This is a genomic window from Serratia sp. 121840015-1, assembly GCF_053627655.1.
In genome coordinates this window covers 336,485-361,868 of sequence record NZ_JBSEYF010000002.1, presented here as the reverse complement: position 1 = coordinate 361,868, position 25,384 = coordinate 336,485, and the positions used below count along the sequence as shown (strand labels likewise).

The 25,384-nt window shown below is 60.3% G+C and carries 23 protein-coding genes and 1 other annotated feature; of the genes, 10 read left to right on the top strand and 13 right to left on the bottom strand.

Annotated elements, in window-relative coordinates:
• Nucleotides 1–112: 112 nt before the first annotated feature.
• Together mog and tal are read right to left on the bottom strand one after the other, a co-directional pair.
• A complete protein-coding gene (gene mog, locus ACUXAC_RS15135) occupies nt 113–700 on the bottom strand; it encodes a molybdopterin adenylyltransferase (RefSeq protein WP_004932980.1) in 588 nt (195 codons plus the stop codon).
• A gap of 151 nt (nt 701–851) precedes the next feature.
• Nucleotides 852–1,805, bottom strand: a complete 954-nt coding sequence (tal, locus tag ACUXAC_RS15130) for a transaldolase (protein WP_004932982.1) — start codon at nt 1,803–1,805, stop codon at nt 852–854.
• A gap of 383 nt (nt 1,806–2,188) precedes the next feature.
• On the opposite strand from tal, the gene ACUXAC_RS15125 reads away from it, so the two are divergent.
• The gene (locus tag ACUXAC_RS15125) at nt 2,189–3,625 is read left to right on the top strand and encodes an alanine/glycine:cation symporter family protein (protein ID WP_319856727.1); all 1,437 of its coding nucleotides are present in this window, start codon (nt 2,189–2,191) and stop codon (nt 3,623–3,625) included.
• Nucleotides 3,626–3,731: 106 nt separating this feature from the next.
• On the top strand, nt 3,732–4,508 hold the full coding sequence (yaaA, locus tag ACUXAC_RS15120) for a peroxide stress protein YaaA (protein ID WP_060440926.1): 777 nt from the start codon (nt 3,732–3,734) through the stop codon (nt 4,506–4,508).
• 46 nt (nt 4,509–4,554) lie between these two features.
• Here yaaA and thrC read toward each other — a convergent pair whose 3' ends face one another.
• The 5 genes from thrC to ACUXAC_RS15095 all read right to left on the bottom strand — a co-directional run bounded on the left by thrC (nt 4,555) and on the right by ACUXAC_RS15095 (nt 10,286).
• Nucleotides 4,555–5,844 (bottom strand): threonine synthase, encoded by a 1,290-nt coding sequence (thrC, locus tag ACUXAC_RS15115; protein WP_319856729.1) that lies wholly within the window; start codon nt 5,842–5,844, stop codon nt 4,555–4,557.
• A gap of 3 nt (nt 5,845–5,847) precedes the next feature.
• Nucleotides 5,848–6,777: a homoserine kinase gene (thrB, locus tag ACUXAC_RS15110; protein WP_004932993.1), complete on the bottom strand. Its 930-nt coding sequence runs from the start codon at nt 6,775–6,777 to the stop codon at nt 5,848–5,850.
• 1 nt (nt 6,778) lies between these two features.
• On the bottom strand, nt 6,779–9,238 hold the full coding sequence (thrA, locus tag ACUXAC_RS15105) for a bifunctional aspartate kinase/homoserine dehydrogenase I (RefSeq protein WP_180548107.1): 2,460 nt from the start codon (nt 9,236–9,238) through the stop codon (nt 6,779–6,781).
• 24 nt (nt 9,239–9,262) lie between these two features.
• Nucleotides 9,263–9,380: a sequence feature (Thr leader region), on the bottom strand.
• Complete coding sequence (gene thrL, locus ACUXAC_RS15100) at nt 9,319–9,387, bottom strand: thr operon leader peptide (protein ID WP_071998276.1); 69 nt, start codon at nt 9,385–9,387, stop codon at nt 9,319–9,321. Its footprint overlaps the feature before it by 62 nt.
• Nucleotides 9,388–9,599: 212 nt before the next feature.
• The gene (locus ACUXAC_RS15095) at nt 9,600–10,286 is read right to left on the bottom strand and encodes a tRNA/rRNA methyltransferase (protein WP_387443095.1); all 687 of its coding nucleotides are present in this window, start codon (nt 10,284–10,286) and stop codon (nt 9,600–9,602) included.
• Between the two features lie 630 nt (nt 10,287–10,916).
• Between ACUXAC_RS15095 and arcA the strand changes: the two genes are divergently transcribed.
• Nucleotides 10,917–11,633 carry a two-component system response regulator ArcA gene (gene arcA, locus ACUXAC_RS15090; protein WP_004933003.1) on the top strand — a complete coding sequence of 239 codons (717 nt, stop codon included), beginning with the start codon at nt 10,917–10,919 and terminating at the stop codon, nt 11,631–11,633.
• Nucleotides 11,634–11,684: 51 nt separating this feature from the next.
• Here the strand turns inward: arcA and creA are convergent, their stop codons facing one another.
• Nucleotides 11,685–12,164, bottom strand: coding sequence for a protein CreA (creA, locus tag ACUXAC_RS15085; protein ID WP_038878540.1), 480 nt, complete (start codon nt 12,162–12,164; stop codon nt 11,685–11,687).
• Between the two features lie 342 nt (nt 12,165–12,506).
• On the opposite strand from creA, the gene robA reads away from it, so the two are divergent.
• Nucleotides 12,507–13,376, top strand: a complete 870-nt coding sequence (gene robA, locus ACUXAC_RS15080; RefSeq protein ID WP_038878537.1) for an MDR efflux pump AcrAB transcriptional activator RobA — start codon at nt 12,507–12,509, stop codon at nt 13,374–13,376.
• On the opposite strand, the gene gpmB is transcribed toward robA, so the two are convergent.
• The gene (gene gpmB / locus ACUXAC_RS15075) at nt 13,373–14,020 is read right to left on the bottom strand and encodes a 2,3-diphosphoglycerate-dependent phosphoglycerate mutase GpmB (protein ID WP_038878534.1); all 648 of its coding nucleotides are present in this window, start codon (nt 14,018–14,020) and stop codon (nt 13,373–13,375) included. The genes robA and gpmB overlap by 4 nt on opposite strands.
• 101 nt (nt 14,021–14,121) lie before the next feature.
• Between gpmB and yjjX the strand changes: the two genes are divergently transcribed.
• Nucleotides 14,122–14,640: an inosine/xanthosine triphosphatase gene (gene yjjX, locus ACUXAC_RS15070; protein ID WP_060422361.1), complete on the top strand. Its 519-nt coding sequence runs from the start codon at nt 14,122–14,124 to the stop codon at nt 14,638–14,640.
• 11 nt (nt 14,641–14,651) lie between these two features.
• Here the strand turns inward: yjjX and trpR are convergent, their stop codons facing one another.
• Together trpR and sltY are read right to left on the bottom strand one after the other, a co-directional pair.
• Nucleotides 14,652–14,981, bottom strand: a complete 330-nt coding sequence (gene trpR / locus ACUXAC_RS15065) for a trp operon repressor (RefSeq protein ID WP_016929152.1) — start codon at nt 14,979–14,981, stop codon at nt 14,652–14,654.
• 54 nt (nt 14,982–15,035) lie between these two features.
• Complete coding sequence (gene sltY, locus ACUXAC_RS15060) at nt 15,036–16,964, bottom strand: murein transglycosylase (RefSeq protein ID WP_387443087.1); 1,929 nt, start codon at nt 16,962–16,964, stop codon at nt 15,036–15,038.
• A 640-nt stretch (nt 16,965–17,604) separates the two neighbouring features.
• On the opposite strand from sltY, the gene ACUXAC_RS15055 reads away from it, so the two are divergent.
• The 4 genes from ACUXAC_RS15055 to ettA all read left to right on the top strand — a co-directional run bounded on the left by ACUXAC_RS15055 (nt 17,605) and on the right by ettA (nt 21,800).
• Complete coding sequence (locus ACUXAC_RS15055) at nt 17,605–18,210, top strand: YfiR family protein (RefSeq protein WP_060422355.1); 606 nt, start codon at nt 17,605–17,607, stop codon at nt 18,208–18,210.
• Complete coding sequence (locus tag ACUXAC_RS15050) at nt 18,207–19,454, top strand: diguanylate cyclase domain-containing protein (RefSeq protein ID WP_038878524.1); 1,248 nt, start codon at nt 18,207–18,209, stop codon at nt 19,452–19,454. Before ACUXAC_RS15055 ends, ACUXAC_RS15050 begins: the two co-directional genes overlap by 4 nt.
• A 38-nt stretch (nt 19,455–19,492) precedes the next feature.
• Complete coding sequence (locus tag ACUXAC_RS15045) at nt 19,493–19,990, top strand: OmpA family protein (protein ID WP_019455003.1); 498 nt, start codon at nt 19,493–19,495, stop codon at nt 19,988–19,990.
• A gap of 142 nt (nt 19,991–20,132) precedes the next feature.
• The gene (gene ettA, locus ACUXAC_RS15040) at nt 20,133–21,800 is read left to right on the top strand and encodes an energy-dependent translational throttle protein EttA (RefSeq protein ID WP_025159620.1); all 1,668 of its coding nucleotides are present in this window, start codon (nt 20,133–20,135) and stop codon (nt 21,798–21,800) included.
• A 30-nt stretch (nt 21,801–21,830) separates the two neighbouring features.
• On the opposite strand, the gene ACUXAC_RS15035 is transcribed toward ettA, so the two are convergent.
• Nucleotides 21,831–22,742: a LysR family transcriptional regulator gene (locus tag ACUXAC_RS15035; protein ID WP_084826868.1), complete on the bottom strand. Its 912-nt coding sequence runs from the start codon at nt 22,740–22,742 to the stop codon at nt 21,831–21,833.
• Nucleotides 22,743–22,839: 97 nt separating this feature from the next.
• Here ACUXAC_RS15035 and ACUXAC_RS15030 point away from each other — a divergent pair, with 97 nt between their 5' ends.
• Nucleotides 22,840–23,841, top strand: a complete 1,002-nt coding sequence (locus tag ACUXAC_RS15030; protein ID WP_060422335.1) for a zinc-binding alcohol dehydrogenase family protein — start codon at nt 22,840–22,842, stop codon at nt 23,839–23,841.
• A gap of 31 nt (nt 23,842–23,872) precedes the next feature.
• Here ACUXAC_RS15030 and ACUXAC_RS15025 read toward each other — a convergent pair whose 3' ends face one another.
• Nucleotides 23,873–25,306 (bottom strand): glycosyltransferase family 39 protein, encoded by a 1,434-nt coding sequence (locus ACUXAC_RS15025; protein ID WP_421115336.1) that lies wholly within the window; start codon nt 25,304–25,306, stop codon nt 23,873–23,875.
• Between the last annotated feature and the right edge of the window lie 78 nt (nt 25,307–25,384).

Here is a 25,384-nt window from a genome sequence, read left to right as displayed (position 1 = left end):
GTAAAGGCTGTAAAAATAAAAGCCGCAGGCTTTCTGTAAAAGAATCCTTACTATAGCGGCAAATTATTTTCACACCAGACGGGCTGAAGCCGATCTCGCAGAATGCTGAAATTTAGAGGTTTATCTCGCGACGCGCGCTCTTTGGCCGAAATGCTGCTACCACCGCGGCGTGCGTTTCGACGTAAGGCCCGTCGAGCAGCTGAATGCAATAAGGCACGCTGGCGAAGATACCGTGTACCACCGCATTGCCCTGCTCATCCTTTACCCCTTCCAGCGTTTCCTTGATCGACTTCGGTTGGCCGGGCAGGTTGATGATCAGCGCCTGTTTGCGGATCGCCCCCACCTGGCGAGAAAGAATTGCCGTTGGCACATAGTGTAGGCTGATCTGACGCATTTGCTCGCCGAAGCCGGGCATCACACGATCGGCGATCGCCAGCGTGGCGTCGGGGGTGACATCACGGCGCGCCGGCCCGGTGCCGCCGGTGGTCAGCACCAGATGGCAGCCCATTTCGTCCACCAGCTCGCACAGCGTCTGTTCAATTTGCGTCTGCTCATCGGGGATCAGCCGGGTTTCCAGCTTGAACGGCGTCGCCAGCGCGCCGCTCAGCCACTCTTCCAGCGCCGGGATGCCTTTATCCTGATAAACACCGCCGGAAGCGCGATCGGAAACGGAAACCAAACCAATACGTAAAATATCCATGCGTAACCTCTACAGCCTGATGGGGTCCGAACGGGTTCGTCTCCCGTTCTGTTGTCATTGCCGAGAGTATAAGGGCTTCCCCCGCCGGCGGGAGCGTCGGGCATAAAAAAAGGTGGCCTGAGCCACCTTTTTACTGCGCGATCTGCGGGAATTACAGCAGGTCGGCGATCATTTTTTCCAGTTTGCCCTGGTCTACGGCGAACTTGCGGATACCGTCGGTCAGTTTCTCAACCGCCATCGGATCCTGGTTGTGCTGCCAGTAGAACTCAGGTTCGGTCAGTGCGGCAGGACGCGCCTTCACTTCACCGGTGTAAGACAGTTTGCGCTCCAGCGCGCCTTCGCTCTCCGCCAGCTCTTTCAGCAGCGCAGGGGCGATGGTCAGGCGGTCACAGCCGGCCAGTTCGATGATTTCGCCGACGTTACGGAAGCTGGCGCCCATCACCACGGTGTTGTAACCGTGCTGTTTGTAGTACTGGTAAATTTCGGTCACGGAGATCACGCCCGGATCTTCGTGCGGGGCGAACTCTTTCTTGTCGCCGTTGGCTTTGTACCAGTCGAGGATACGGCCGACGAACGGTGAGATCAGGTAAACGCCGGCTTCGGCACAGGCGCGAGCCTGAGCGAAGGAGAACAGCAGCGTCAGGTTACAGTTGATGCCTTCTTTCTCCAGCTGCTCCGCCGCGCGGATGCCCTGCCAGGTCGAGGCCAGTTTGATCAGGATGCGATCGTTGCTGATGCCGGCTTCGTTGTACAGTTTGATCAGGCGTTTGGCCTTGGCCACGCTGGCGACGGTGTCGTAAGACAGACGCGCATCCACTTCGGTGGAGATGCGGCCCGGAACCAGTTTGAGGATTTCCAGACCGATGTTGACCGCCAGCTTGTCGGCGGCGTCGGCGATCTGCTGCTCGCGATCGCTGCTCTGGCCGCGCGCCCAGGCGATGGCTTCGTCAATCAGTTTGCGGTATTCAGGAATTTGGGCTGCATTGAGGATCAGCGAAGGGTTGGTTGTAGCGTCCTGCGGTTGATACAGCTTCATTGCCGCGATATCACCCGTATCTGCAACCACCGTGGTCAGCTGGCGCAGGGAAGTTAATTTGTCGGTCATGTTGGCATTATCTCATCGTTTGTGCATGAACTTTTGGCATTGTTCAACCATGCCCTACCCTGATAATAACATGCGCCAAGCCCGGTGCAAGGCTGGAAAACCGCGGCGCGCAAGCATCTGTTTTATCCTTGGGCGAGCAACCGTTTACGCCGATATCTTTCGCCATAACCGAGCGGATGGAAAGGCAATAACGTGCTATTGTCCGAATAAATTATGTTAAATTCGAAAAAATTGATGCAATTCGTCCGCTAATCTGCGAAAAATCTTAATCGACTGACGCCGGACCAATTCCAGCTAAGCTCTTGTAAAAAATAGGCCAATGTTTTTCACCTGCGGTGGATGCTGCAAGGTGCGCATTAAATTTCGATAAGAGGAGGGATCCCTTGACGGACCTGATGAACTTTATAAACAATATTTTGTGGGGGTCGGTGCTGATTTATCTGCTGCTCGGCACCGGCATCTACTTCACGTTGCGCACCCGCTTTATCCAGCTCCGCCACTTCAGCCACATGTTCTCGGTGTTGAAAAACAGCAATAAAAGCGACAGCGCCGGCATCTCCTCTTTCCAGGCGCTGTGTACCACGCTGGCGGCGCGCGTCGGCACCGGCAACCTGACCGGCGTCGCCATCGCCCTGACCGCCGGCGGCCCCGGTGCCATCTTCTGGATGTGGGTGGTGGCGTTTATCGGCATGGCCACCTCCTTTGTGGAAAGCTCGCTGGCGCAGCTCTACAAAACCAAAGACGATAGCGGCAACTACCGCGGCGGCCCGGCCTATTACATGGAAAAGGGCCTCGGCATGCGCTGGATGGGCGTGCTGTTCTCCATCTTCCTGATCATCGCGTTCGGCCTGGTATTCAACGCCGTGCAGGCCAACTCCATAGCCCAGGCCTCCGCCGTCGCCTTCCATTTGCAGCCGCTGCACGTCGGCATCGGCCTGGTGGTGTTGAGCGGCGTGGTAATCTTCGGCGGCATTCGCTCCATTGCCAAAGTGGCCGAACTGGTGGTGCCGCTGATGGCGGGCGCCTACCTGCTGTTGGCCCTCTGGGTGATTGGCCATAACATCGAACACATGCCGGCGATCCTGGCGCTGATCTTCAAAAGCGCCTTCGGCCTGCAGGAAGCCGCGGCCGGCGCCGTCGGTTACGGCATCTCCCAGGCGATGACCCAGGGCGTGCAGCGCGGCCTGTTCTCCAACGAAGCCGGCATGGGTTCGGCGCCCAATGCGGCGGCGTCCGCCTCGCCTTATCCGCCGCATCCGGCTTCGCAAGGCTACGTGCAAATGCTCGGGGTATTTATCGATACCATCGTCATCTGCAGCGCCACCGCGGCGATCATCCTCTCCTCCGGCATTCTCGATCAGCCGACCGACAGCATCAGCGGCATCGATCTGACCCAGCGCGCGCTGTCGACCGCCGTCGGCAGTTGGGGGGCGCCGTTCGTCGCCATCGCCATCTTTTTCTTCGCCTTTACCTCGATCATCGCCAACTACGCCTATGCCGAGAGCAACCTGGTGTTCCTCGAGCACAACCATCCGGGCGGCCTGATCATTTTCCGCTGCGTGGCGTTGGGCATGGTGATGTTCGGCGCGCTGGCGGAGCTGCCGCTGGTGTGGAAAATGGCGGATACCTCCATGGCGCTGATGGCCATCACCAACCTGACGGCCATCCTGCTGCTGTCGCGGGTGGCGCTGAAGCTGGCCGACGACTACCATCGCCAACGCCGCCTGGGCAAGCTGCCGACCTTCGACGCCAACCGTTATCCGGAGCTGAAGTCGCAGCTGGAGCCGGGCGTGTGGGACGGTAATCAACCACCGCGCTGAGTTTTCCGGGGCGCGTGCGGTGCGCGCCCCGGCCTATTGGACCGATTGCCCCTTTTTCCTGCGCTTTTTGCTACAGTATCCGCACTTGGATAAACAGGATCTGGCCATGCTCGTTATTATTTCCCCTGCAAAAACTCTCGATTACGACAGCCCGCTGGCGACAGAACGTTTCACGCAGCCCGAACTGCTGGACAAGTCTCAGCGGCTTATCAAAATTTGCCGCGAGCTGACGCCGGCGCAAATCGCCAGCCTGATGAGCATCAGCGACAAGCTGGCCGGGCTGAACGCCGCGCGCTTTAGCGAGTGGCAGCCCAAATTTACCCCAGACAATGCCCGTCAGGCGCTGCTGGCGTTCAAGGGCGACGTTTACACCGGCCTGCAGGCGCAGGATTTCAACGAGGCCGATTTCGACTTTGCCCAGCAGCATCTGCGTATGCTGTCCGGTCTGTATGGCGTGCTGCGCCCGCTCGATCTGATGATGCCGTACCGGCTGGAGATGGGCATCAAGCTGGAAAACCCGAAAGGCAAAGATCTGTACAGCTTCTGGGGCGATCAAATCACCCAGAAACTCAACGAAGCGCTGGAGCAGCAGGGCGACGACGTGGTGGTCAACCTGGCTTCCGACGAGTATTTCAAGGCGGTGAAGCCGGCCAAACTGCACGGCGCGCTGATCAAACCGGTGTTCCTCGACGAGAAGAACGGCAAGTACAAGGTCATCAGCTTCTACGCCAAGAAAGCGCGCGGGTTGATGAGCCGCTTTATCATCAAGAACCGCCTGACGCGCAGCGAGCAGCTGGTGGACTTCAACCTGGAAGGCTACGCCTTCGACGAAGCCGCCTCGCAGGGCAATGAACTGGTATTCAAACGCCCGGAGCAGGCATAAAAAAAGCCGTCGCAAGACGGCTTTTCGCATTCTAGCCTGCCGAACTTCAGGCCGGCAGCGCCATCAGGAATTTGCGCAGTTCGGCAAAGCCGGCCGGCAGCGTGTGCGACAGCAGCGGCAGATCGGCCCGCAGCGCCAGCGCTTTCGGCAACGGCAGTTCCTGGCCGAGGATCGCTTCTACGCTCTCTTTAAACTTGGCCGGATGCGCCGTGCCGAGGAACAGACCGAACTCCCCTTCCTGCAGCTGATCGCGCAGCGCGCGATAGGCAATGGCTGCGTGCGGTTCTGAGATATAACCCAGCTCGGCCAGTTCACGCATCGTTTCCTTGGTGGTCTCATCGCTGACCGCCGCGTGGCCCAGCTCTTTCAGCTGCCAGACCTTACGACGGAACAGCTCTTCCACGCGCGGCCAGTTGTTTGGCTGGCTGACGTCCATGGCGTTGGACAGCGTCGCGACCGTGGCGTGCGGCTGCCACTGGCCGCTGGTCAGGAAGCGCGGCACGGTGTCGTTGGCGTTGGTGGCGGCAATAAAGCGCTTCACCGGCAGGCCCAGCGACTTGGCCAGCAGCCCGGCGGTCAGATCGCCGAAGTTGCCGCTCGGCACCGAAATCACCAGCTGATTGCGCGCTTCCTGCGGCAGCTGCGCCACCGCTTCGAAGTAGTAGCAGATCTGCGCCAGCAAGCGGCTGATGTTGATCGAGTTAGCCGAGTTCAGGTGCAACGCGTCTTTCAATTCTTGATCGTCGAACGCCTGCTTCACCAGCGCCTGGCAAGCATCGAAGTCGCCGTCGATCGCTACGGTGTGAATGTTGCCGCCCAGGGTACAGAACAGCTTCTCCTGCAGCGGACTGATTTTGCCCTGCGGATAGAGGATCACCACCCGGACGTTTTTCAGGCCGTAGAAGGCGTGCGCCACGGCGGCGCCGGTATCGCCGGAGGTGGCGGTCAAAATGGTCACCGGCTGATCGCCGGCCACTTCCGCCAGCATCTGCGCCATAAAGCGGCCGCCGAAGTCTTTGAACGCCAGCGTCGGGCCGTGGAACAGCTCCAGGCAGGAGACGTCGTCAGTCACTTTCGCCACCGGCGCCGGGAACTCAAAGGCGGCCTGCACGCGTTTCTTCAGCGCCGCTTCCGGTACCTCTTCGCCGATAAAGGCCGACAGAATGCGGCTGCTGCGGGTGACAAAGTCCTGCTCCAGCAGCTGGTCGATCTCGGTCAGTTCGAACTCCGGCAGCTCCAGCGGGAAGAACAGCCCCTGCTGCTTGCCCAAGCCTTGTTTGATCGCCTGCGCGAAGCTGACCTGCTCGTTGTGATCCTTAAGGTTGTACAGTTTCATGCGTTATCCCAGTAGTCGAGCGCCTGCGGTATCCAGACGGCAAATATGAACAAAACCTTCGTCGTTTTGCAGATAGTGTTGTTGCAGCCAGGCGGCCATGCGTTGCGCGGTGGCGCCGTCGTTGCAGACGGCGAACAGCGTCGGGCCGGAACCGGAGATGCCGCAGGCCAGCGCGCCGATCTCCTGCGCCGCCTTGCGCGCTTCGGCGAAGCCCGGCAGCAGCCGGGTGCGGTACGGTTCGGCGATCACGTCCTGCATCAATTTGGCGGCCAGCTGCGGCTGACGGGTGTGGCAGGCATGGATAAAGCCGGCCAGATAGCGGCCGTGGCTGATGCAATCCTGACGACGGTATTGCGCGGGTAAAATGGCGCGCGCTTCGGCGGTGGAGACCTTGATGCCCGGATAGGCCATGACCCACAGCCAATCGTCGAAGCACGGCACCTCCTGGCTGATGATGCCTTCTTCTTCCAGCATCAGCTGCAGACCGCCCAGATAGCAAGGCGCCACGTTGTCGTAATGCACGCTGCCGGAAATGCGGCCTTCCAGCTCGCCCATCAGGCCGAGCAGCGTCGTCTTATCCAGCGGCCGATCGCAGAACTCGTTCATCGCCATCAGCCCGGCGACCACCGAACAGGCGCTGGAGCCCAGCCCCGAACCGATCGGCATGTTCTTTTCCAACCGCATCGCCACCGGCACTTCGCGGCCGATCTCCTGGCAGAAACGCTCCCAGCATTGATAAACGATGTTCTCTTTCGGCTCGGCCGGCAGCTTGCTGACGAAGCGCCCAGCATTTTGCAGACTGAACGTCTCGGCGGCTTCGACGCTGACGCAGTCGCCCAGCAGCGTGCCGTCGATCGGCGAAACCGCCGCGCCCAACACATCGAAACCGACGCTGACGTTACCGATCGAGGCCGGTGCATACACCTTAACCATATTAAACTCCCAACTTCCATGACAGTGTGCGCAGCAGATCGGCGAACACGCCCGCTGCGGTCACATCGTTACCGGCGCCGTAGCCGCGCAGCACCAGCGGCAGCGGCTGATAGTAGCGGCTGTAGAAGGCCAGCGCGTTCTCGCCGTTCTTCACTTTATACAACGGATCGTTGCCGTCCACCGCCTCGATGCGCACCTTGCAGCGCCCTTCGTCGATCAGGCCGACATAGCGCAGCACCTTGCCTTGCTCGGCGGCGTTGGCCACGTTGCGCGCGAACTCTTTATCCAGCTCCGGCAGCCGCGCCAGGAACTGATCCACGTCGCCCGATGCGTCGAAGGACGGCGGCAGCACCGGCTCGACCTCGATATCGCTCAGCTCCAGCTTGTAACCGGCCTCGCGCGCCAGGATCAGCAGCTTGCGCGCCACGTCCATACCGGACAGATCGTCGCGCGGATCCGGCTCGGTGTAGCCGTTGGCCCGGGCCTGCAGGGTCGCCGCCGACAGCGACAGCCCTTCGTCCAGCTTGCCGAAGATAAAGGACAGCGAACCGGACAGGATGCCGGAGAAGCGCACCAGCTCATCGCCGGCGTTCAGCAGGTTTTGCAGGTTCTCAATCACCGGTAAACCGGCGCCGACGTTGGTGTCATAGAGGAACTTGCGGTGCGAACCGGCGGCGGCCGCACGCAGTTGCTGATAATAGTTCATCGACGAGGTGTTGGCCTTTTTGTTCGGCGTCACCACGTGGAAACCGTCCGCCAGGAAGTCCACATACTGATCGGCCACCGCCTGGCTGGAGGTACAGTCGACGATCACCGGGTTCAGCAGGTGATACTCCTTCACCAGCCGGATCAGGCGGCCGAGATTGAACGGCTCCTGCGCGCCGGCCAGCTCGTCGCGCCAGCTGTCCAGCGCGATGCCGTGCACGTTGGTCAGCATCACGCGCGAGTTGGCGATGCCGCACACCCGCAGGTCGATATGTTTTTGCTTCAGCCACGGCTGCTGGCGGTAGATCTGCTCAATCAGCGCCCCGCCGACGCCGCCGACGCCGATGACGAACACTTCGATCACCTGATCGGTGTTGAACAGCATCTGGTGGCTGACGCGCACGCCGGTGGTGGCGGAATCATTGCTGACCACGACCGAAATTGAACGCTCGGAAGAGCCCTGGGCGATGGCGACGATATTGATGTTGGCGCGCGCCAGCGCGGAGAAGAAGCGCGCGGAGATGCCACGCAGGGTGCGCATGCCGTCGCCGACCACCGAGATGATCGCCAGGCGTTCCATGACGTCCAGCGGATCCAGCACGCCGTCTTTCAACTCCAGATAGAACTCCTCCTCCAGCGCGCGGCGGGCGCGCTGCAGTTCGCCCTGCGGCACGCAGAAGCTGATGCTGTATTCGGAAGAGGATTGGGTGATCAGCACCACCGAAATGCCGGCGCGCGACATCACGGCGAACACCCGCGCGGCCATGCCGACCATGCCTTTCATGCCCGGGCCGGAGACGTTGATCATCGCCATGTTGTTCAGGTTGGTGATGCCTTTCACCGGCATCGCGTCATCGGTGCTGTCTTTGCCGATCAGCGTGCCGGGGGCCTGCGGGTTGGAAGTGTTTTTAATCAGGCAAGGGATTTGGAACTGGGCAATCGGCGTGATGGTGCGAGGGTGCAGCACTTTGGCGCCGAAGTAGGAGAGCTCCATCGCCTCCTGGTACGACATCGATTTCAGCAGCCTGGCGTCCGGCACGGTGCGCGGATCGCAGGTATACACGCCGTCGACGTCGGTCCAGATTTCGCAACAGTCGGCGCGCAGGCAGGCGGCCAGCACGGCGGCGGAATAGTCGGAGCCGTTGCGGCCCAGCACCACCAGCTCGCCCTTGTCGTTACCGGCGGTGAAACCGGCCATCAGCACGATGTGGTCGGCCGGGATCGCCGCCGCGGCGATGCGCAACGTGGACTCGGCGATGTCCACGGTGGACTCCAGGTAGTGGCCCTGCGCCAGCAGTTTCTCCACCGGGTTGATCACCGTGACCGGGTAGCCCTTGGCGCGGAATACCCCTTCCATGATGGCGATGGAGAGCTTTTCGCCGCGGCAGATAATAGCCGCGTTCACGCTGTCCGGGCACTGCCCCAGCAGCGCAACGCCGTGCAGCACCTGCTTGAGCTGCGCGAACTCCTGATCGACCACGCCCTTCAGCCTGTCGTATTCAAAACCCGGCAGCGCCTGCGCCAGGCCGCTCAGCAGATCGGCAAAGATCCGCTCGGCGTCGCTGATATTCGGCAGAATGTCCTGGCCTGCCACCGTTTTGTCGATCATCGCCACCAGATGGTTGGTGATCTTTGCGGGGGCGGACAAGACCGTGGCTACCTGTCCCTGACGCGCGTTACTCTCCATGATGTCGGCAACGCGCAGAAAACGTTCTGCATTCGCCACCGAGGTTCCGCCAAATTTCAGCACTCGCATGTGTGATCTCTCCGAATTTAAGCCGAAAAAAAAGCCCGCACTGATTAGGTGCGGGCTTTTTTCTGTGTTTCCTGTGCGCGTCAGCCCGCCCCGTTACCTGTGGTATCGGTGGTGGTAATAATTGTGGTATTCAGGCTGATATTGCGCATGTTGTCTGTCTGTCTCATGAAATACTCTGTCCCCTCTATTGGTTAAAGCAATCGCTATCCCAAGTCAAACGATTTCTTTTTTTTGCTTATTTTCCGTTCAGCGGCGGTAATGCGCGATGCAACAGGTGAAAAGCAAAACGACAGAACAAAAAAACAAATTAAAGCCTATTTACCAGTTGATTACGCTGGGTAACTGCTTGATGAAGCCGCTATCACTTGGCGAGTTTTTTTTCGATGTCGTGCAGCAACGTATGCAACATCGCCGTATCTCGCTGTTGCAGCACGCCGAGCCGCTGGTGCAGCCAGTCGCGCAATTTTTGGTCGTCGCCGACCTCCAATGCGTTCAACAGGGCATCGGCGCGGTGGCGCAGCGCCTTGAGCTGCCCTTCCGACGCCGCCGTTTCCTGCGGCGTGCTGACGCCCATCAAGCTCGCCAACTGGTAGCAGTACACCATCACCGCTTGCCCCAGATTAAGCGACGGATAGTCCGCCTGCATCGGCACCCCTGTCAGCAAATCCGCCAGCGCCAGCTCCTCGTTGGTCAGGCCGGAATCCTCGCGACCGAACACCAGCGCGGCCTGGCCGACCCATTGCCGGCGCTCGCTCAACTGCTCCAGCAGCTCAGGCGGCGTGCAGTAGTAGTGAAAGCGCGCGCGGCTGCGGGCGGTAGTGGCGACGGTGAAATCCACGTCCGCCAGCGCCTGCTCCAGCGTGGCGAACGTTTGCACGCCGTCGAGGATCTCGCCGGCCCCGTGTGCCACCCAGCGCGCCGCCGGCTGCAGGTGCGCCTCGCTGTCGACGATGCGCAACGACGTGAAGCCCATGGTTTTCATCGCGCGCGCCGCCGCGCCAACGTTTTCCGGCCGCGCCGGAGCCACTAAAACAATATGAAGCTGCATCACTCTTCCACCGAAGGCGGGCCTGCGTTTTTGACGGTGGCGCAGCGCCCGCTTATATTTACAATTGCGTAACAATAAACGCGTTAATAGCAACAAACAAGATTAAACGGCTCGTTGAGCTAATAAACCCGTCGTAATAGTCATTATTCGTGCTTATGTTTTACTGCATTTATTTATCAATGAGTTAAAACAAGACGATGATCAATAAGCGAATAATTGTATCCTATCGGGCCGGATAATGCTGAATCGTTCACAGAATTTGAGGTTCTGTGACTTAAACTGGCATTTCTGTAAGTGTTTTTCACAAATCTGTTAACGTGCTACAATTGAATTTGATATATGTCAACAAAGCGTAGTTTTGTTGGGTGATGAATTCGGCACGCGCTGTTATATTGCTGTTAATGGGGTTAGGATATGCGCCGATTTGGCACCCCAAGGGGTTGTAGGGAACAGCATCCCCACCAGGCTAGCGATCTTGTTGACATGAGATGGAAAGTGCATCAAGAACGAGTTTACGTACTTTAGTCATTTGCTGAGAGGGAACGTGGCGCTATCTCTGCCCTCCTCTAAGAAAACAGAGACTTCTGTACTTCCGATTTTCTATTTTGTTGGCAATTTTAGGTAGCAAATATGCAGACCCCGCACATTCTGATTGTCGAAGACGAGTTAGTCACTCGTAACACCCTGAAGAGCATTTTCGAGGCGGAAGGCTACATTGTTCATGAAGCCAATGATGGTGCAGAGATGCACAATATCCTGTCTGAAAATGATATCAATCTGGTCATCATGGACATCAACCTGCCAGGCAAAAATGGCCTGCTGTTGGCGCGCGAACTGCGCGAACAGGCCAGCGTCGCCTTGATGTTCCTGACCGGTCGCGATAACGAAGTGGATAAAATCCTCGGCCTGGAAATCGGCGCCGACGATTACATCACCAAACCGTTCAACCCGCGTGAGCTGACCATCCGCGCACGCAACCTGCTGTCGCGCACCATGAACCTGGGCAGCCTGGGCGAAGAGCGCCGCCTGGTCGAGAGCTACAAGTTCAACGGTTGGGAGCTGGACATCAACAGCCGCTCGCTGATCAGCCCGGCCGGCGAACAGTACAAGCTGCCGCGCAGCGAATTCCGCGCCATGCTGCACTTCTGCGAAAACCCGGGCAAGATCCAGTCCCGTGGCGAACTGCTGAAGAAAATGACCGGCCGCGAGCTGAAGCCGCATGACCGTACCGTGGACGTCACCATCCGTCGCATTCGCAAACACTTCGAATCGACGCCGGACACGCCGGAAATCATCGCCACCATTCACGGCGAAGGCTACCGCTTCTGCGGCGATCTGGAAGAGTAATTCCGGCCTGCCGTCATGAAAACGGGGTTCAGCATGCTGAACCCCGTTTTTTTATTTCGTCTCGGCCCACGGCATGATCGGCACCGCACTCAGCGCGTTCTTCGGCGAGCCGTCGATCACCTTGTCGGAGTAGCTGAGGTAAATCAGCGAATTGCGCTTGGCGTCGTAGAAGCGCACCACCTGCAGCTTCTTGAACACCAGCGAGGTGCGTTTCTGGAATACCACATCGCCTTCCGCCTTGCCGTTTTTGATCTTGTCGCTCAGCTCGATAGGCCCCACCTGCTGGCAAGAAATGGCCGCGTCGGCGGTGTCTTCCGCCAGCCCCAGGCCGCCTTTGATGCCGCCCGTTTTGGCGCGGCTGATATAACAAGTTACATTTTTAACATCCGGATCGTCGAACGCTTCCACCACGATTTTGTGGTCTGGCCCCAACAATTTAAACACCGTATCAACGGAACCTACCTGCTCCGCCTGCGCGCTGCCAACGGTTGCGCAAACCAAACCGAATAAAAATATCCAGCCTTTTTTCATTTACTTAACTCCGATATAACCTTGCCGCAAAAATAGGTTCGGCGATCGCCATTATTTATGTCTAAGCTCACGGAATCGGTTTTTTACGGGTCCGCACCGTCCGTTTTAGCACAGAGCGTGACAAAAATCTTTGAGAGTCGCGGAGTAAAAAAATTGCTATGATGCGGCGTCGTTATTTCTTTGCGCCCACTACGGTGTACCCCAATCCAACTCTGGCGCGGCATGCGCAGCAGAGGCAAAGAGTGCAACGCATAATGGCTCATGGATCGGTCTGATAGCGCAGCACCAGCGTGACGAATCAACAGTTCGGGTTCCTACCCCCAAGCTTTACGAGGAAGATCTATGGATCAAGCCGGTATCATTCGTGATCTGCTTAGCTGGCTGGAAAGCCATTTGGACCAACCCTTGTCGCTGGATAACGTGGCGGCCAAGGCTGGCTACTCCAAATGGCATCTGCAACGGATGTTCAAAGATATTACCGGTAACGCCATCGGTGCTTACATCCGGGCAAGGAGGCTGTCCAAAGCCGCCGTCGCGCTGCGTCTGACCGGCCGGCCGATTTTGGATATCGCCCTGCAATACCGTTTCGACTCGCAGCAGACCTTCACCCGCGCCTTCAAAAAACAGTTTGCGCAAACGCCGGCGCTGTACCGCCGCGCCGAAGACTGGAACGCGTTCGGCATCTGTCCGCCGATCCGTCTGGGGGCCTTCACCCTGCCGCAGCCGGAATTCGTTTCGTTGCCGGATAAGCATCTGGTTGGCCTGACCCAAAGCTACTCCTGTACGCTGGAACAGATCACCACCGTGCGCACCGAACTGCGCTCGCAGTTCTGGCGCCAGTTCCTCGGTGACGTCGATACCCTGCCGCCGGTGTTGTACGGGCTGCATCACTCGCGCCCGAGCCAGGAGAAGGACGACGAACAGGAAGTGCTGTACACCACGGCGCTGGAGCCGGATCAGGTGCCTGACAAAGTACAGGAAGGCCAGCCGCTGGTGTTGCCGGGCGGGGAATTTGCGATGTTCAGCTACGAAGGGCCCACCGAGGGGCTGCAAGACTTCATCCTGACGGTGTACGGCACCTGCCTGCCGGCGCTCCAGCTGACGCGCCGCAAGGGGCACGACATCGAGCGTTTCTATCCGAAAGGCGAGCGCCGTCCGCATCAGGCGCCTATCGAGATCAAGTGCGATTACCTGATCCCGATTCGACGTTAACGCTGCAGTTCGTCCAACGCGGGCATGTCCAGATGCGTGACATCGCCCGCCGTTTCCACGATCCAGCCGGAAGCCAGCCACGGGCTCTGCTGGTGATCGACGCGCGACAGTGAGCAGTTGCGCAAGCGCAGGCGACGTTCCGCATAGGCCGGCAGCCCGAGCACCGTACTGATCAAACACCCCAACGCGATGCCATGGCTGACGAGCAGCGGCTTGCTGCCTTCCGGCAGCATCAGGCAGCTCTCCAGCGCAGCGCGCATGCGCTCGCCCAGCTCCTCCATGGATTCGCCTTGAGGGATACGGCCGTCAGGAGTACCATCGACCATCTGTTTGCGCCACTGCTCTTCCTGCGGCGTCAAACTGTCGATCAGGCGTTCTTCCAGAACCCCCATGTGCAGCTCACGCAAACGCGGATCGCAAATCACTTCGCAGCCACAGGCTTCGGCGATGATCTGCGCGGTGCGGCGTGTGCGCCCCAGATCGCTGGTAATGATATGCGTAATGCCTTCTTTGCTGACGCGCCTGGCGACCAGACGGGCCTGGTGTTCACCCATGGCGGTTAACGGGCTGTCGGACTGACCCTGGATGCGGCGAGCCGCGTTCCATTCCGTTTCGCCATGGCGAACGAGGTATACCTGTAACATTTTTGTTTTCCGTTATACTGCGTGAAATTTGCGTTTATCCCCGGCCCGGCGGCGCTTTTGCCGCTGCCCGGCGTATCGGCCAGAAGGATATCAAACCCGTTATGTACCATGTTGTCGCTGCAACTACCAACCCGGCAAAGATCAAGGCTATTCAACTGGCCTTCGACGACGTCTTCGGCGCGGGCCACTATCGCATTGAAGCCGTCGACGTCGCCAGCGGCGTCTCGCTGCAGCCGATAGGCAATCACGAAACGCGCACCGGCTCACGCCAACGCGTCATGGAAGCGCGCCAGGTCAGGCCCGAGGCCGATTTTTGGGTCGGCGTAGAAGCCGGGATTGAAGAGAATATGACCTTCGCCTGGATGACCATCGAGAACCCGCACATCCGCGGCGAATCCCGCTCGGCGAGCCTAATGCTGCCGGAAGTCATCTTACAAGGTATTCGCGACGGTCGCGAATTGGGCAGCGAAATGGCGGCAATCACCGGCAACCCCGAGGTGAAGCGTCAGGGCGGCGCCATCGGCGTCTTCACCGACGGCCGGCTGAGCCGCACCAGCGTCTATCATCAGGCACTGCTGCTGGCGCTGGTGCCGTTCCACAACGCCATCTATCAGCAATAACCCCGAGCCTGTTAGGGCGCGTCGTGCAGCAACTGCTGCTCAAGCCACTGTTTCAGCGCCGGTGAAGCCGCTTTCAGGCTGTTCGATCCGCGGGTGATGGTGGCAATCCCCGCGCCCAGTTCATTTTTCAGCTCACGCTGGCTCATCTCGCCGCGCATCAGTTCCTGAATGATCCGCACCCGAGTGCCCAGCGCGGTGCGCTCGTCCGGCGTCAGCATCAGCTGCAGCAGCGGTTGATGCAGTTCTTGCGCAAACGAATTCTGCAGCAGCGCGACGAAGCGCAGCCAATCCTCATTGCCTTGTTCTGAAAGAGCGGGGTCGTTTAACGATAATTGCGTCATGGCAGCCACCATACTATTTAACTAGTACAGCAGCATACCATAGGGCCGTCAAAATCAATAACGTCTCTGCCACTCGGCGTCGGTCAGCACCTTGGCCGGCCGGTGCGTCAGATAGCGATAAAACGCGTCATAGGCCAGCACGTTCTTGACGTAGCCGCGGGTTTCCGAAAACGGAATGCTTTCGATGAACGCTACCGGATCTATCCGCCCTGCGCTGTTGCCCAGCCAGGTGTTCACCCGCGACGGCCCGGCGTTATAGGCGGCGGTCGACAGGATGCGGTTGCGGCCGAACTGCTGATAGACCGACTCCAGATAGCTGGTGCCGATGGTGATGTTGGTCTGCGGATCGAACAGCTGGCTCGGGCCGACGTAACCGGGGATGTTGAACATCTGCACCGTATGCTGCGCGGTGCGCGGCATCACCTGCATCAGGCCGGAAGCGCCAACCGGCGACTGTGCCTTCGGATTCCAGGCGCTCTCCTGACGCGCTATCGCCATCGCATAGCTGGTGGTGATCCCCTTATCATCGGTGGCGCGGCGGAACTCCTGCGGCCAGGCGACCGGGAAGCGTTCCTCCAGGTGATCCCACAGCTTGCCGACGATGGTCGCCTGCACGCTCAGATCGGCCCATTTTTGCTCAAAGGCGTAACGCGCCAGCGCCTCTTGTTCCGGCCGGCTGCGGCTGGCGACGTAGGAGCCCCACTCGCTGCGGGCCAGGTTGTCCATATTCCAGTACATCAGCTCGCGCACCCGGGCGACTTCCGGCCCGTCGGTCAGCGACGCGCGCGGCTTGGCCGCCACCGCCACCATCACCGGATAAGTGGCGTTCAGCTTCTGCGCCGCCACCATCGGATAGAAGCCGCGTTCGGTCATCAGGTTACGCAATATCTCCTCGCCTTCGGCGCGTTTCCCTTCGTCCATCAGTTGACTGGCGCGCCAGTAGCGCCACTCATCCTTGTTGCGCGACTCTTCCGGCAGGCGCGCCAGCCAGGTCGCCACGCCCTGCCGATCGCCGTTACCCAGCGCCATGCGCACCCGGCGCTCCAGCAGCGAAGGCGAACGGCTGCGCAGGATCACCTGATCGCGCCACTGCGCCTGTTCAAAGGTGGCATCGTTGCCCATCAGGCGCCAGGCCACCGCCTCTTCCAGCCCCAGCCGCTCGTCGTCGCTCATTTTCTGCAGCCGCGCAAGCGTCGGGATCATCGCCCGCGCGTTTTCCACATCCTGCCGCGCCAGGCGCTCAAAGGCGATGCCGGTGGCGGCGCGGGTAAAGTCGGTCGGCCCCACGCTGCGGGCGAAGGCTTCCACGGTGGTCGGATCGTTTTGCAAGCGCACCAGGGCGTTGCCCATGGTCTGGTAGTCGGCCGGCAGTTGGCTGTAGAGGTTGCTGACCAGTGAACTGTTGCCCTCTTTCAGCGCCAGCTTCATGCGCGCCAGAATATCGAGCGGCGTCTGCTTGCCCGCGCCGCGCCAGACGCTGAACAGCCGATCGCAGGCGCTCGGCAGCGTTTTGCCGTTCAGCCACAGTTCGTCGGCGCCGCTCCAGGCCGCCTGCTGATCGCCGGTGGCCCACTTGGCGTAGTAATAGTTGCAGCGCGCCGCCACCGGTTTGGGCGGCTGCGGGCTGAAGGCCAACAGGGTGCGCCAGTCTTCGCGACGCGCCAGCTCATTGACGAAGCGCGGCGCCAGTGATTTCGCCGGCGGCAGCGTCGGGTTGCGTTTGATAAAGTCGTTCACCTCGGAGAACCCCGCCTGACTCAGATCCTGCGTCAACTCGCGGTATTCCAGGTAAGGATAAAGCGGGTAATCGCGCAGCGTCGGCATCAGCTGCGCCACCACGTCCATCTGATTGCCGTCCCACGCCTGTTTGATCTGCTGGTAACGCTGACGTTGCGCATCCAGAGAATCCGCCAGCGCCGCGCCGGAAAACGCCGTCAGGCACAGCCCCATCGCCAACAGCCGTCGCTTGTCCACCTTGACCATCCTCGCTCTTTCCTCACTGGTTATACCGCAGGAGCCGCCCAGCTCCCCGGTGACCGCCGCGCCACGGCGCCGCGGGACAAAATAAAGCCGGGCGCACGGCCCGGACGCAGATATCTACCATAGACAGCGCAATCGCTTATCCATTCAATACTGTAGAAGAAGAAGTGTATCGCCATGACGGGAGCCAGGTAAAAAACGTTTACTTTGGCTGACAAATCAGGCCGGCGGGATATTTCCAGCCACCGGATTTTTATTAGCCGCCCCGGTGCTTATTGGAGAAGTAAAATACTTTTTTAATTATTAGCTATCACATTATTACATTTTCGAAATGACGCAGTCGTTGCGCAAATCGCCTGACAGCTGGCCAAACGCGCCAACTTTGCAGAAAAGCGGTGGCAAACCCGGGTAGGCATTTTTATACTATCAAAAATAAGTAGGATAATTCCGAGAAAACAGCACATAAAGCGCCCAACGAAGACATCTTATAATACAATCCGCGCCAATTATGGGTTAGATAGTGTTCATTAGGCAGTGCGACTGACAGCTTTCAGCAAAACGATTGTCCCTTCAAGCGGGCCGGATTTTTCCTTGTCAGGCCACGGCCTGCGGGCGGTGGATCAGGCCGGAATGGCGGGTGAAAATGGCAAGTAAGACCGCGATAGCGATGCGTTGCGCAAAAAGCCCCGTGCCGGGCTTCCATGCCGCACGCCTGAATATCGGTCGCCTGTTGCTGATCGTTTTGTTGGTGCTGCTGACGTTGCCCGGGCCTGCGCGCGCCGCCGATGATCCCTATCAAAAGCGCACGCACGCCGTAACGACCGTGGTGGTCGGCATCATCAGCTACGCCCGCTGGTCGCGTGAACCCAATCCGATCCGGTTGTGCGTGACCGCACCCACCCAGTATGCCGAAGGGTTGTTCGATCCGATCCTGCTCAGCGCCCCGCGTCCGATTAAAGCCGAGCGCGTGCCGTTCGACAGCCCAACGCTGAGTACCGGCTGCGATGTTATCTACTTAGGGAACATCACCGCCGCGCAGAGACAAAATTTCATGCAGCGCATTTCCGGCAACTCCATTCTCAGCATCAGCGAGAACGATAGCGAATGCTCCGCCGGCAGCGCATTTTGCCTGCAGATCGATGGGGATCAGGCCAGCTTCAAGGTCAACCTGGACGCCCTGGCGCGCAGCGGCGTGCGCGTCCACCCCAACGTGCTGCAGCTGGCACGCAAACAGGCGCCGCCGCTATGAGGCTGTTGCGTAAAAACCGCTCCGGCAATGCGCGCCCGACGCTGGGCCGAGTGCTGCAGCGGGTGCATCTTGGGCTGGCGCTGATCGCCGTCGGCACCGCCGGCATCTTTTTGACGCTGGTGGCGCTGTTTGCACTGCGCGCCTATGCCAACCACAACCTGCACCTGATCGCGCGCTCCATCAGTTATACCGTCGAGGCCGCCGTGGTGTTTGAAGACCGCACCGCCGCGCGCGAGGCGCTGATGCTGATCGCCTCCAACGAAGAAGTATCGGACGCGCGGATCCTCGACAACAACGGCAAGATGCTGGCCAACTGGCGCCATCCCACCGATGGGCCGCTGCACGGCCTGGAGCAGATCGTCGCGCACTGGGCGCTGCCCGAACCGGTCATCCTGCCCATCACCCACGAGGGCAAGCAGGTCGGCCAGGTCTGGCTGAGCGGCAACGGCGGCAGCCTGCTGCGTTTCCTGTTGCGCGGCATGGTCGGCATGATCGCCTGCCTGGTGCTCAGTACCTTGTGCGCCCTGGTGTTGTCGCGCCGCATGCTGGTCGGCATCGTCAGTTCGCTGGACGACATTGCCAACGTGGCGCACGCGGTGCGCCGCGATCGCACCTTCGGCCTGCGGGTGCCGTCGGCGCCGATCGCCGAGCTGCATGAGCTCAGCAACGATTTCAACGGTTTGCTCGACGAGCTGGAGGCCTGGCAGGCCCACCTGAAGCAGGAGAACGACTCGCTGGCCCACCGGGCGACGCACGACAGCCTGACCGGCTTGCCGAATCGCGCCTTCTTCGAAGGGCGGCTGAGCCGCGCCCTGGGCGATATCGAGCCGCCGGCAAAATTGGCGGTGCTGTTTATCGACGGCGATCGCTTCAAGGAAGTGAACGACAGTTACGGCCACGCCGCAGGCGATGCGGTGCTGACCACCATTGCCGGACGCATTCGCGCGCAGCTGCGCGAGACCGATCTGGTCGCGCGTCTGGGCGGGGATGAATTCGCCGTGCTGCTGGCGCCGGTACACGGCACGGAAGATGTCCTGCAGATCGCTGACAACATCATCGACTGCATGACGCAACCGGTCATTTTGCCGAACGACGAGGCGGTCATTACCTCTCTGAGTATCGGTATTGCGCTGTACCCTGATCACGCCTCGACGCCTCAGGGTCTTTTGCACGAAGCTGACGATGCGATGTATCAGGCAAAGCATCGTTATAACGGAGGCTGGCGGCTGGCTATACATAAATAAGAGCCCCGGCTATAACACTTGAACTAGGGATTTTGACTATGATACAGCAACTGTTTAAAGGTCGTTTTTCACTGCTGACGATGGTGTTCGTCGCCCTGCTGGCGCTCGCCGGCTGCCAGAGCAAGCCGCAGGGCCTGACGCCCGAGCAGGTTGCGCTGCTGCAATCGCAGGGCTTCAAGCTGACTGACAACGGCTGGGAGTTTGGCCTGTCGGATAAAGTGCTGTTCGGCAACAACATCGGCAAGCTGAACCCGGAAAGCACCGAGACGGTGCAGAAGATGGGCCGTGCGTTGCTGAGCGTCGGCATCACCAAGTTCCGCCTGGACGGCCATACCGACAACTACGGTGAAGACAGCTATAACGACCAACTCTCGCTGCGCCGCGCCGATGCGGTGGCCGATCTGCTGGCCAGCGTCGGCATTCCGCGCGCCAATATCGAAACCCGCGGCATGGGCAAGCGCGATCCCGTTGCCGACAACCGCACCTCCAGCGGCCGCGCGGAAAACCGCCGCGTCGCGATCGTCGTCACGCCATAAGCCACCAATATGCGCCTTTATCGGCGCATAAACGGTTATACTTAGCGATCGCTGAGCGATGTCTGGGATCCGAGATCGAAACGGGCTACACTCATGCCGCCAGACATCCTATAAATACTGATATAGAGAGGCTTAGAGCAACGTGGCTCAATACGTCTATACCATGCACCGCGTCGGCAAGGTCGTACCGCCGAAGCGTCATATTTTGAAAAACATCTCCCTGAGCTTCTTCCCTGGGGCCAAAATCGGCGTACTGGGCCTGAACGGCGCCGGTAAGTCCACCCTGCTGCGCATCATGGCCGGCATCGATACCGATATCGAAGGGGAAGCGCGCCCGCAGCCGGGCATCAAGATCGGTTACCTGCCGCAGGAGCCGCAGCTTAACCTCGAACACACCGTGCGTGAATCGGTGGAAGAAGCGCTGGCAGAAGTGGTCGGCGCGCTGAAACGCCTGGACGAAGTGTACGCGCTGTACGCGGAAGAAGGCGCAGACTTCGACAAGCTGGCCGCCGAACAGGGCCGCCTGGAAGAGATCATTCAGGCGCACGACGGTCACAACCTCAACGCCCAACTGGAACGCGCCGCCGATGCGCTGCGCCTGCCGGACTGGGACGCCAAAATCGCCCACCTGTCCGGGGGTGAGCGTCGCCGCGTAGCGCTGTGCCGCCTGCTGCTCGAAAAACCGGACATGCTGCTGCTGGACGAACCGACCAACCACCTGGACGCCGAGTCCGTGGCCTGGCTGGAACGCTTCCTGCACGATTTCGAAGGCACCGTGGTGGCAATCACCCACGACCGTTACTTCCTGGATAACGTGGCCGGCTGGATCCTCGAACTGGACCGCGGCGAGGGCATTCCATGGGAAGGCAACTACTCTTCCTGGCTGGAGCAGAAAGACGCGCGTCTGGCGCAGGAAGCCTCCGCCGAAGCCGCTCGTCGCAAGTCGATCGAGAAAGAGCTGGAGTGGGTGCGTCAGGGTGCCAAAGGACGTCAGTCCAAAGGCAAGGCCCGTTTGGCCCGCTTCGAAGAGCTGAACAACACCGAATACCAGAAACGCAACGAAACCAACGAACTGTTCATTCCACCTGGCGCACGCCTGGGCGATAAAGTGGTCGAAGTCAGCAACCTGCGCAAGTCCTACGGCGACCGCCTGCTGATCGACGACCTGTCGTTCTCTGTGCCGAAAGGGGCAATCGTCGGCATCATCGGCCCGAACGGCGCGGGTAAATCCACGCTGTTCCGCATGATGTCCGGTCAGGAACAGCCTGACTCCGGCAGCATCGTGCTGGGTGATACCGTCAAGCTGGCGTCCGTCGATCAGTTCCGCGACAGCATGGACGGCTCGAAAACCGTGTGGGAAGAAGTCTCCGGCGGGCAGGACATCATGCGCATCGGCAACACCGAGATGCCGAGCCGCGCCTATGTCGGCCGCTTCAACTTCAAGGGCGTCGATCAGGGCAAACGCGTGGGCGAGCTGTCCGGCGGTGAGCGTGGCCGTCTGCACCTGGCCAAGCTGCTGCAGGTTGGCGGCAACGTGCTGCTGCTCGATGAACCGACCAACGACCTGGATATCGAAACCCTGCGCGCGTTGGAAAACGCCCTGCTGGAATTCCCTGGCTGCGCCATGGTGATCTCGCACGACCGTTGGTTCCTCGACCGTATCGCCACCCACATCCTGGACTACCAGGACGAGGGCAAGGTGGAATTCTTCGAAGGCAACTTCACCGAGTACGAAGAGTACAAGAAGCGTACGCTGGGCGCCGACGCGCTCGAGCCGCACCGCATCAAGTACAAGAAGATCGCCAAGTAATCCCCCAGGCGCCGCATGCGGCGCCTTTTTTTATTCCCGCGCCAGCTCGCGCGCGTAGTCGTCAAACGCCGGGTGCTGCAGCACCACATCGATAAAACAGGCCAGCGCTGGGGAATTCAGCTTGCGGCTCGGGTAGACCAGATACAGCTCATTACCCTCCGCGCGCCACGCCGGCAAGACTTCCACCAACAGCTTCTGCGCCACCACCTCGCGGCTGAGAAACGCCGGCAACAGCGTGATCCCCGCACCGGTGATAGCGCATTCACGCGCATACAGCAGGTTGTCGGTGGTGTGCGCCAGCGGCAGCTGCCAACGGTAGTAGTCGTCGCCACAGCGCAGGTTCCAGGCCGTCCAGGCGCGGTGGGCAATGCAGCGATGCTGTTGCAGCTGCTGCGGGTGTTCGATCGGCGGATGCTGCGCCAGATAGGACGGCGCCGCCAACAGATAGCGCGGCGCATACCCGAGACGGCGACCGATCAGCGAAGAATCCTGCGGTTTGCCGGTGCGCAACGCGGCATCGAAGCCTTCCTGTACCAGATCCACCATGGCATCGGACACCGACACCTCCAGCGAAACGTCCGGGTACTGGCGCTGAAAATCCGCCGCCAGCCGCGCCACCAGGGTCGCCCCCAGCCCGGCGGGCGTCGAGATGCGCAGGCGGCCGCTCGGGTTATCGCGCAGCCGCTGCAGCGCCAGATCGGCGCGTTCGGCGGCGGACATCATCGCCTGACAATGTTCCAGATAACGCTCACCGGCGAAGGTCAGGTTCAGCTGGCGCGTGGTGCGGTTGAGCAAGCGCAGCCCCAGCGTCTGTTCGAGCTGGCTGATGCGCTGGCTGACGCTGGATTTCGGCAATCCCACGCGCTGTGCGGCGGCGGTGAAGCTGCCGCACTCCGCCACCAGCGCGAACAGCGCCATGTCCTGCAGCTGTTTGAATTCCATTGTTCACCTTAAACGAACACTCAGTTAGATATTGTCCATCTTATCACCCCACTGCCGCGGGTCTACACTGGGGGCATCATTTGAAAGGAGTACAATCATGTCGATAAAAGCCATTGCCGTAGACCCGCAGAACCCCGCCGGTTTCATCGAAATTTCACCGGAGATGCCGGTTCCCGGCCAGTACGATCTGCTGGTGGAGGTGAAAGCCGTGTCGGTCAACCCGGTGGACACCAAAGTGCACGCCGGTCTGCAGAAAAGCGGCCTGCAGCAGCCGCGCATTCTCGGCTGGGACGCCAGCGGCATCGTGGTGGGCGTGGGCAGCGGCGTCAGCGGCTTCAAGCCCGGCGATGAAGTCTGGTACGCCGGCGACATCACCCGCCCCGGCAGCAACAGCAGCCACCAGCTGATCGACTCACGCATCGCCGCGCACAAGCCGCGCAGCCTGAACTGGGCCGAGTCCGCCGCCCTGCCGCTCACCGCCCTCACCGCCTGGGAGGCGCTGTTCGAACACCTGAACATTCAGAATGCGCCGGAGCACAAGACGCTGTTGATCATCGGCGGCGCCGGCGGAGTCGGCTCGCTGGCCATTCCGCTGGCCGCATTGCGCAGCAAGGTGAAAGTGATCGCCACCGCCTCAAGGCCGGAATCCGCCGCCTGGTGCCGTGAACGCGGCGCCGATCTGGTGGTGGACTACCGCGATCTGAAAGGCAACCTGGCTCAGCACGGCATCGAGCAGGTGGATTACATCCTGTGCCTGAACGATACCGACGGCCACTGGCCGGTGATGGCCGAGCTGGTCGCGCCGCTGGGCCATATCTGCACCATCGTCGAGAACGCGCAGCCGTTGGATCAAAACGCGCTGAAGCTGAAAAGCGCCGCGCTGCACTGGGAATTCATGTTCACCCGCAGCATGTTCACCACCCCGGACATCGCGCAGCAAGGCAAGATCCTGCAGCAGATGGCGCAGTTGCTGGACGAAGGCAAGCTGAGCACCACGCTGAGCGAAACCCTGCACGGGCTGTCGGTAGACACGCTGACCGCCGCGCATCGACAGTTGCTCGGCGGCCATATGCAAGGCAAGCTGGTTATCGCTTACTAAGTCTGAATCGCGGCGGCGCCCTGCGCCGCCGTTACTGCGGACGAACGAAGCCGACGCACAGCGTCTGCTCGTCGACATGCGGATCGGCGCGGAACGTCAGCGTCTGCTGCCAATCGAGGCGCATCTTCGGCCAGTGGGCCAACTCACCGCCGAAGTCGCTGTGCGCGCAGTCTTCGCCCAACCGGCCGAACAGGGCGACGCCGTGCTGCGCAATCTGCGGATAGCTGATGTTGACGTTGTAGATATTCGGGCGCGTATGATTGGACCAGCGCGTAATGGTCTGCGGCCGGGAACCGGCGTACACCGTCATCCACTGCGACAGGTATTCGCCGCCAACGTAGCGTAGATCGACGCCATACCGCTCCTGCCACTGCCGCTCCACACCGGCGCTGAACGCCTTGATACCCACCATTTTCTGGCCGGCGTTGCGCACGTTGCCCAGCATCACTGCGGCATAACCCAAATAGACCGCCAGCGCTGCGCACATCAGCCCGAGGGTCGCCGCGCGCAGTGAACGCACCGGCGGCTGACGCACGCAGCCGACCAGCAGCGCGGGCGCCAGCATAAAGAACGGCTGCAGCCACTCGGTCAACCGGCCGCCGACGTTGAAGGAGAACCAGAAAGTGATAATGCCGAGCGGCAACAGATAGATCCACAACAGCACTCGCATCGGCAACGCCGATGGCCAGGCCAGCACCGCCCCGCTGCGCCGCAGGATCGCCCACAGCACCAGCGACGGATAGAACACCAGCAGCAGCGACTGCAGCATGTCGAGGTTGAGCTGCATCTTGATCTGCGAATCCACCCATTTGAAGGCGGCAAAGTCGTGGTTCCAGAGCCAGAACACGTTCGGCAACACCAACGCCAGCCAGATCGCCACCGCCAGATAGAACTGCGGCTGCCGATAGCAGCGACGGACCTGCGGTACGAACAGCGTCGACAGCGCCACGAAATAGACGAAGGCGAAGGTCGAGTATTTCGCCATCATCGCCAGACCGGCCACCAACGCGAAGGCCGGCCACCAGTTGGCCGAACGCGAGATCGCCATATGGAAGAACAGCGCCATCCACGGCCACAGCATCACCAACAGGTAGTTGTCGTTGTAGGGAATAATGTCGAAATTGATGATGCCGGACAGGTTGAGCGTCAGCAGCGCCATCCAGGCCAGCGAGGTGCTGCCGCTCAGGCGCCGCGCCAACAGCCAGACGCCCAACATGCCGATGGCGATGGCGATGAAGTGCCCGCCATACCAGTAAACGTTCAGCGGCAGCCACGACAGCCAGATCGCCGGATGCATCGCCGCACCGACCAGCCACGGATTTTTCGGTGAGCCCCACTCGCCGTTGAGGCCCCAGTTGAGCGCCTCGACGGCGTCGTAAGGCAGGGTAGGATCGAGATGAACAGTCAGCAGCGTCCAGGCTGCGGCATAGCAGACCAACCAGAGAGCGAGTAAGCGATAAGACATGTCTTCTTCTAAGCGTTATTGTAAAGAAAATCTTAACTTAGTCGCTGTCGAATGAACCATGTTTAAACAAGCCGTTAA

Coding starts and splice junctions, on each gene's coding strand:
- mog (WP_004932980.1), bottom strand. CDS start 700: ATGGATATTTTACGTATTGGTTTGGTTTCCGTTTCCGATCGCGCTTCC.
- tal (WP_004932982.1), bottom strand. CDS start 1,805: ATGACCGACAAATTAACTTCCCTGCGCCAGCTGACCACGGTGGTTGCA.
- yaaA (WP_060440926.1), top strand. CDS start 3,732: ATGCTCGTTATTATTTCCCCTGCAAAAACTCTCGATTACGACAGCCCG.
- thrC (WP_319856729.1), bottom strand. CDS start 5,844: ATGAAACTGTACAACCTTAAGGATCACAACGAGCAGGTCAGCTTCGCG.
- thrB (WP_004932993.1), bottom strand. CDS start 6,777: ATGGTTAAGGTGTATGCACCGGCCTCGATCGGTAACGTCAGCGTCGGT.
- thrA (WP_180548107.1), bottom strand. CDS start 9,238: ATGCGAGTGCTGAAATTTGGCGGAACCTCGGTGGCGAATGCAGAACGT.
- ACUXAC_RS15095 (WP_387443095.1), bottom strand. CDS start 10,286: ATGCAGCTTCATATTGTTTTAGTGGCTCCGGCGCGGCCGGAAAACGTT.
- arcA (WP_004933003.1), top strand. CDS start 10,917: ATGCAGACCCCGCACATTCTGATTGTCGAAGACGAGTTAGTCACTCGT.
- creA (WP_038878540.1), bottom strand. CDS start 12,164: ATGAAAAAAGGCTGGATATTTTTATTCGGTTTGGTTTGCGCAACCGTT.
- robA (WP_038878537.1), top strand. CDS start 12,507: ATGGATCAAGCCGGTATCATTCGTGATCTGCTTAGCTGGCTGGAAAGC.
- gpmB (WP_038878534.1), bottom strand. CDS start 14,020: ATGTTACAGGTATACCTCGTTCGCCATGGCGAAACGGAATGGAACGCG.
- yjjX (WP_060422361.1), top strand. CDS start 14,122: ATGTACCATGTTGTCGCTGCAACTACCAACCCGGCAAAGATCAAGGCT.
- trpR (WP_016929152.1), bottom strand. CDS start 14,981: ATGACGCAATTATCGTTAAACGACCCCGCTCTTTCAGAACAAGGCAAT.
- sltY (WP_387443087.1), bottom strand. CDS start 16,964: ATGGTCAAGGTGGACAAGCGACGGCTGTTGGCGATGGGGCTGTGCCTG.
- ACUXAC_RS15055 (WP_060422355.1), top strand. CDS start 17,605: ATGGCAAGTAAGACCGCGATAGCGATGCGTTGCGCAAAAAGCCCCGTG.
- ACUXAC_RS15050 (WP_038878524.1), top strand. CDS start 18,207: ATGAGGCTGTTGCGTAAAAACCGCTCCGGCAATGCGCGCCCGACGCTG.
- ACUXAC_RS15045 (WP_019455003.1), top strand. CDS start 19,493: ATGATACAGCAACTGTTTAAAGGTCGTTTTTCACTGCTGACGATGGTG.
- ACUXAC_RS15035 (WP_084826868.1), bottom strand. CDS start 22,742: ATGGAATTCAAACAGCTGCAGGACATGGCGCTGTTCGCGCTGGTGGCG.
- ACUXAC_RS15030 (WP_060422335.1), top strand. CDS start 22,840: ATGTCGATAAAAGCCATTGCCGTAGACCCGCAGAACCCCGCCGGTTTC.
- ACUXAC_RS15025 (WP_421115336.1), bottom strand. CDS start 25,306: ATGTCTTATCGCTTACTCGCTCTCTGGTTGGTCTGCTATGCCGCAGCC.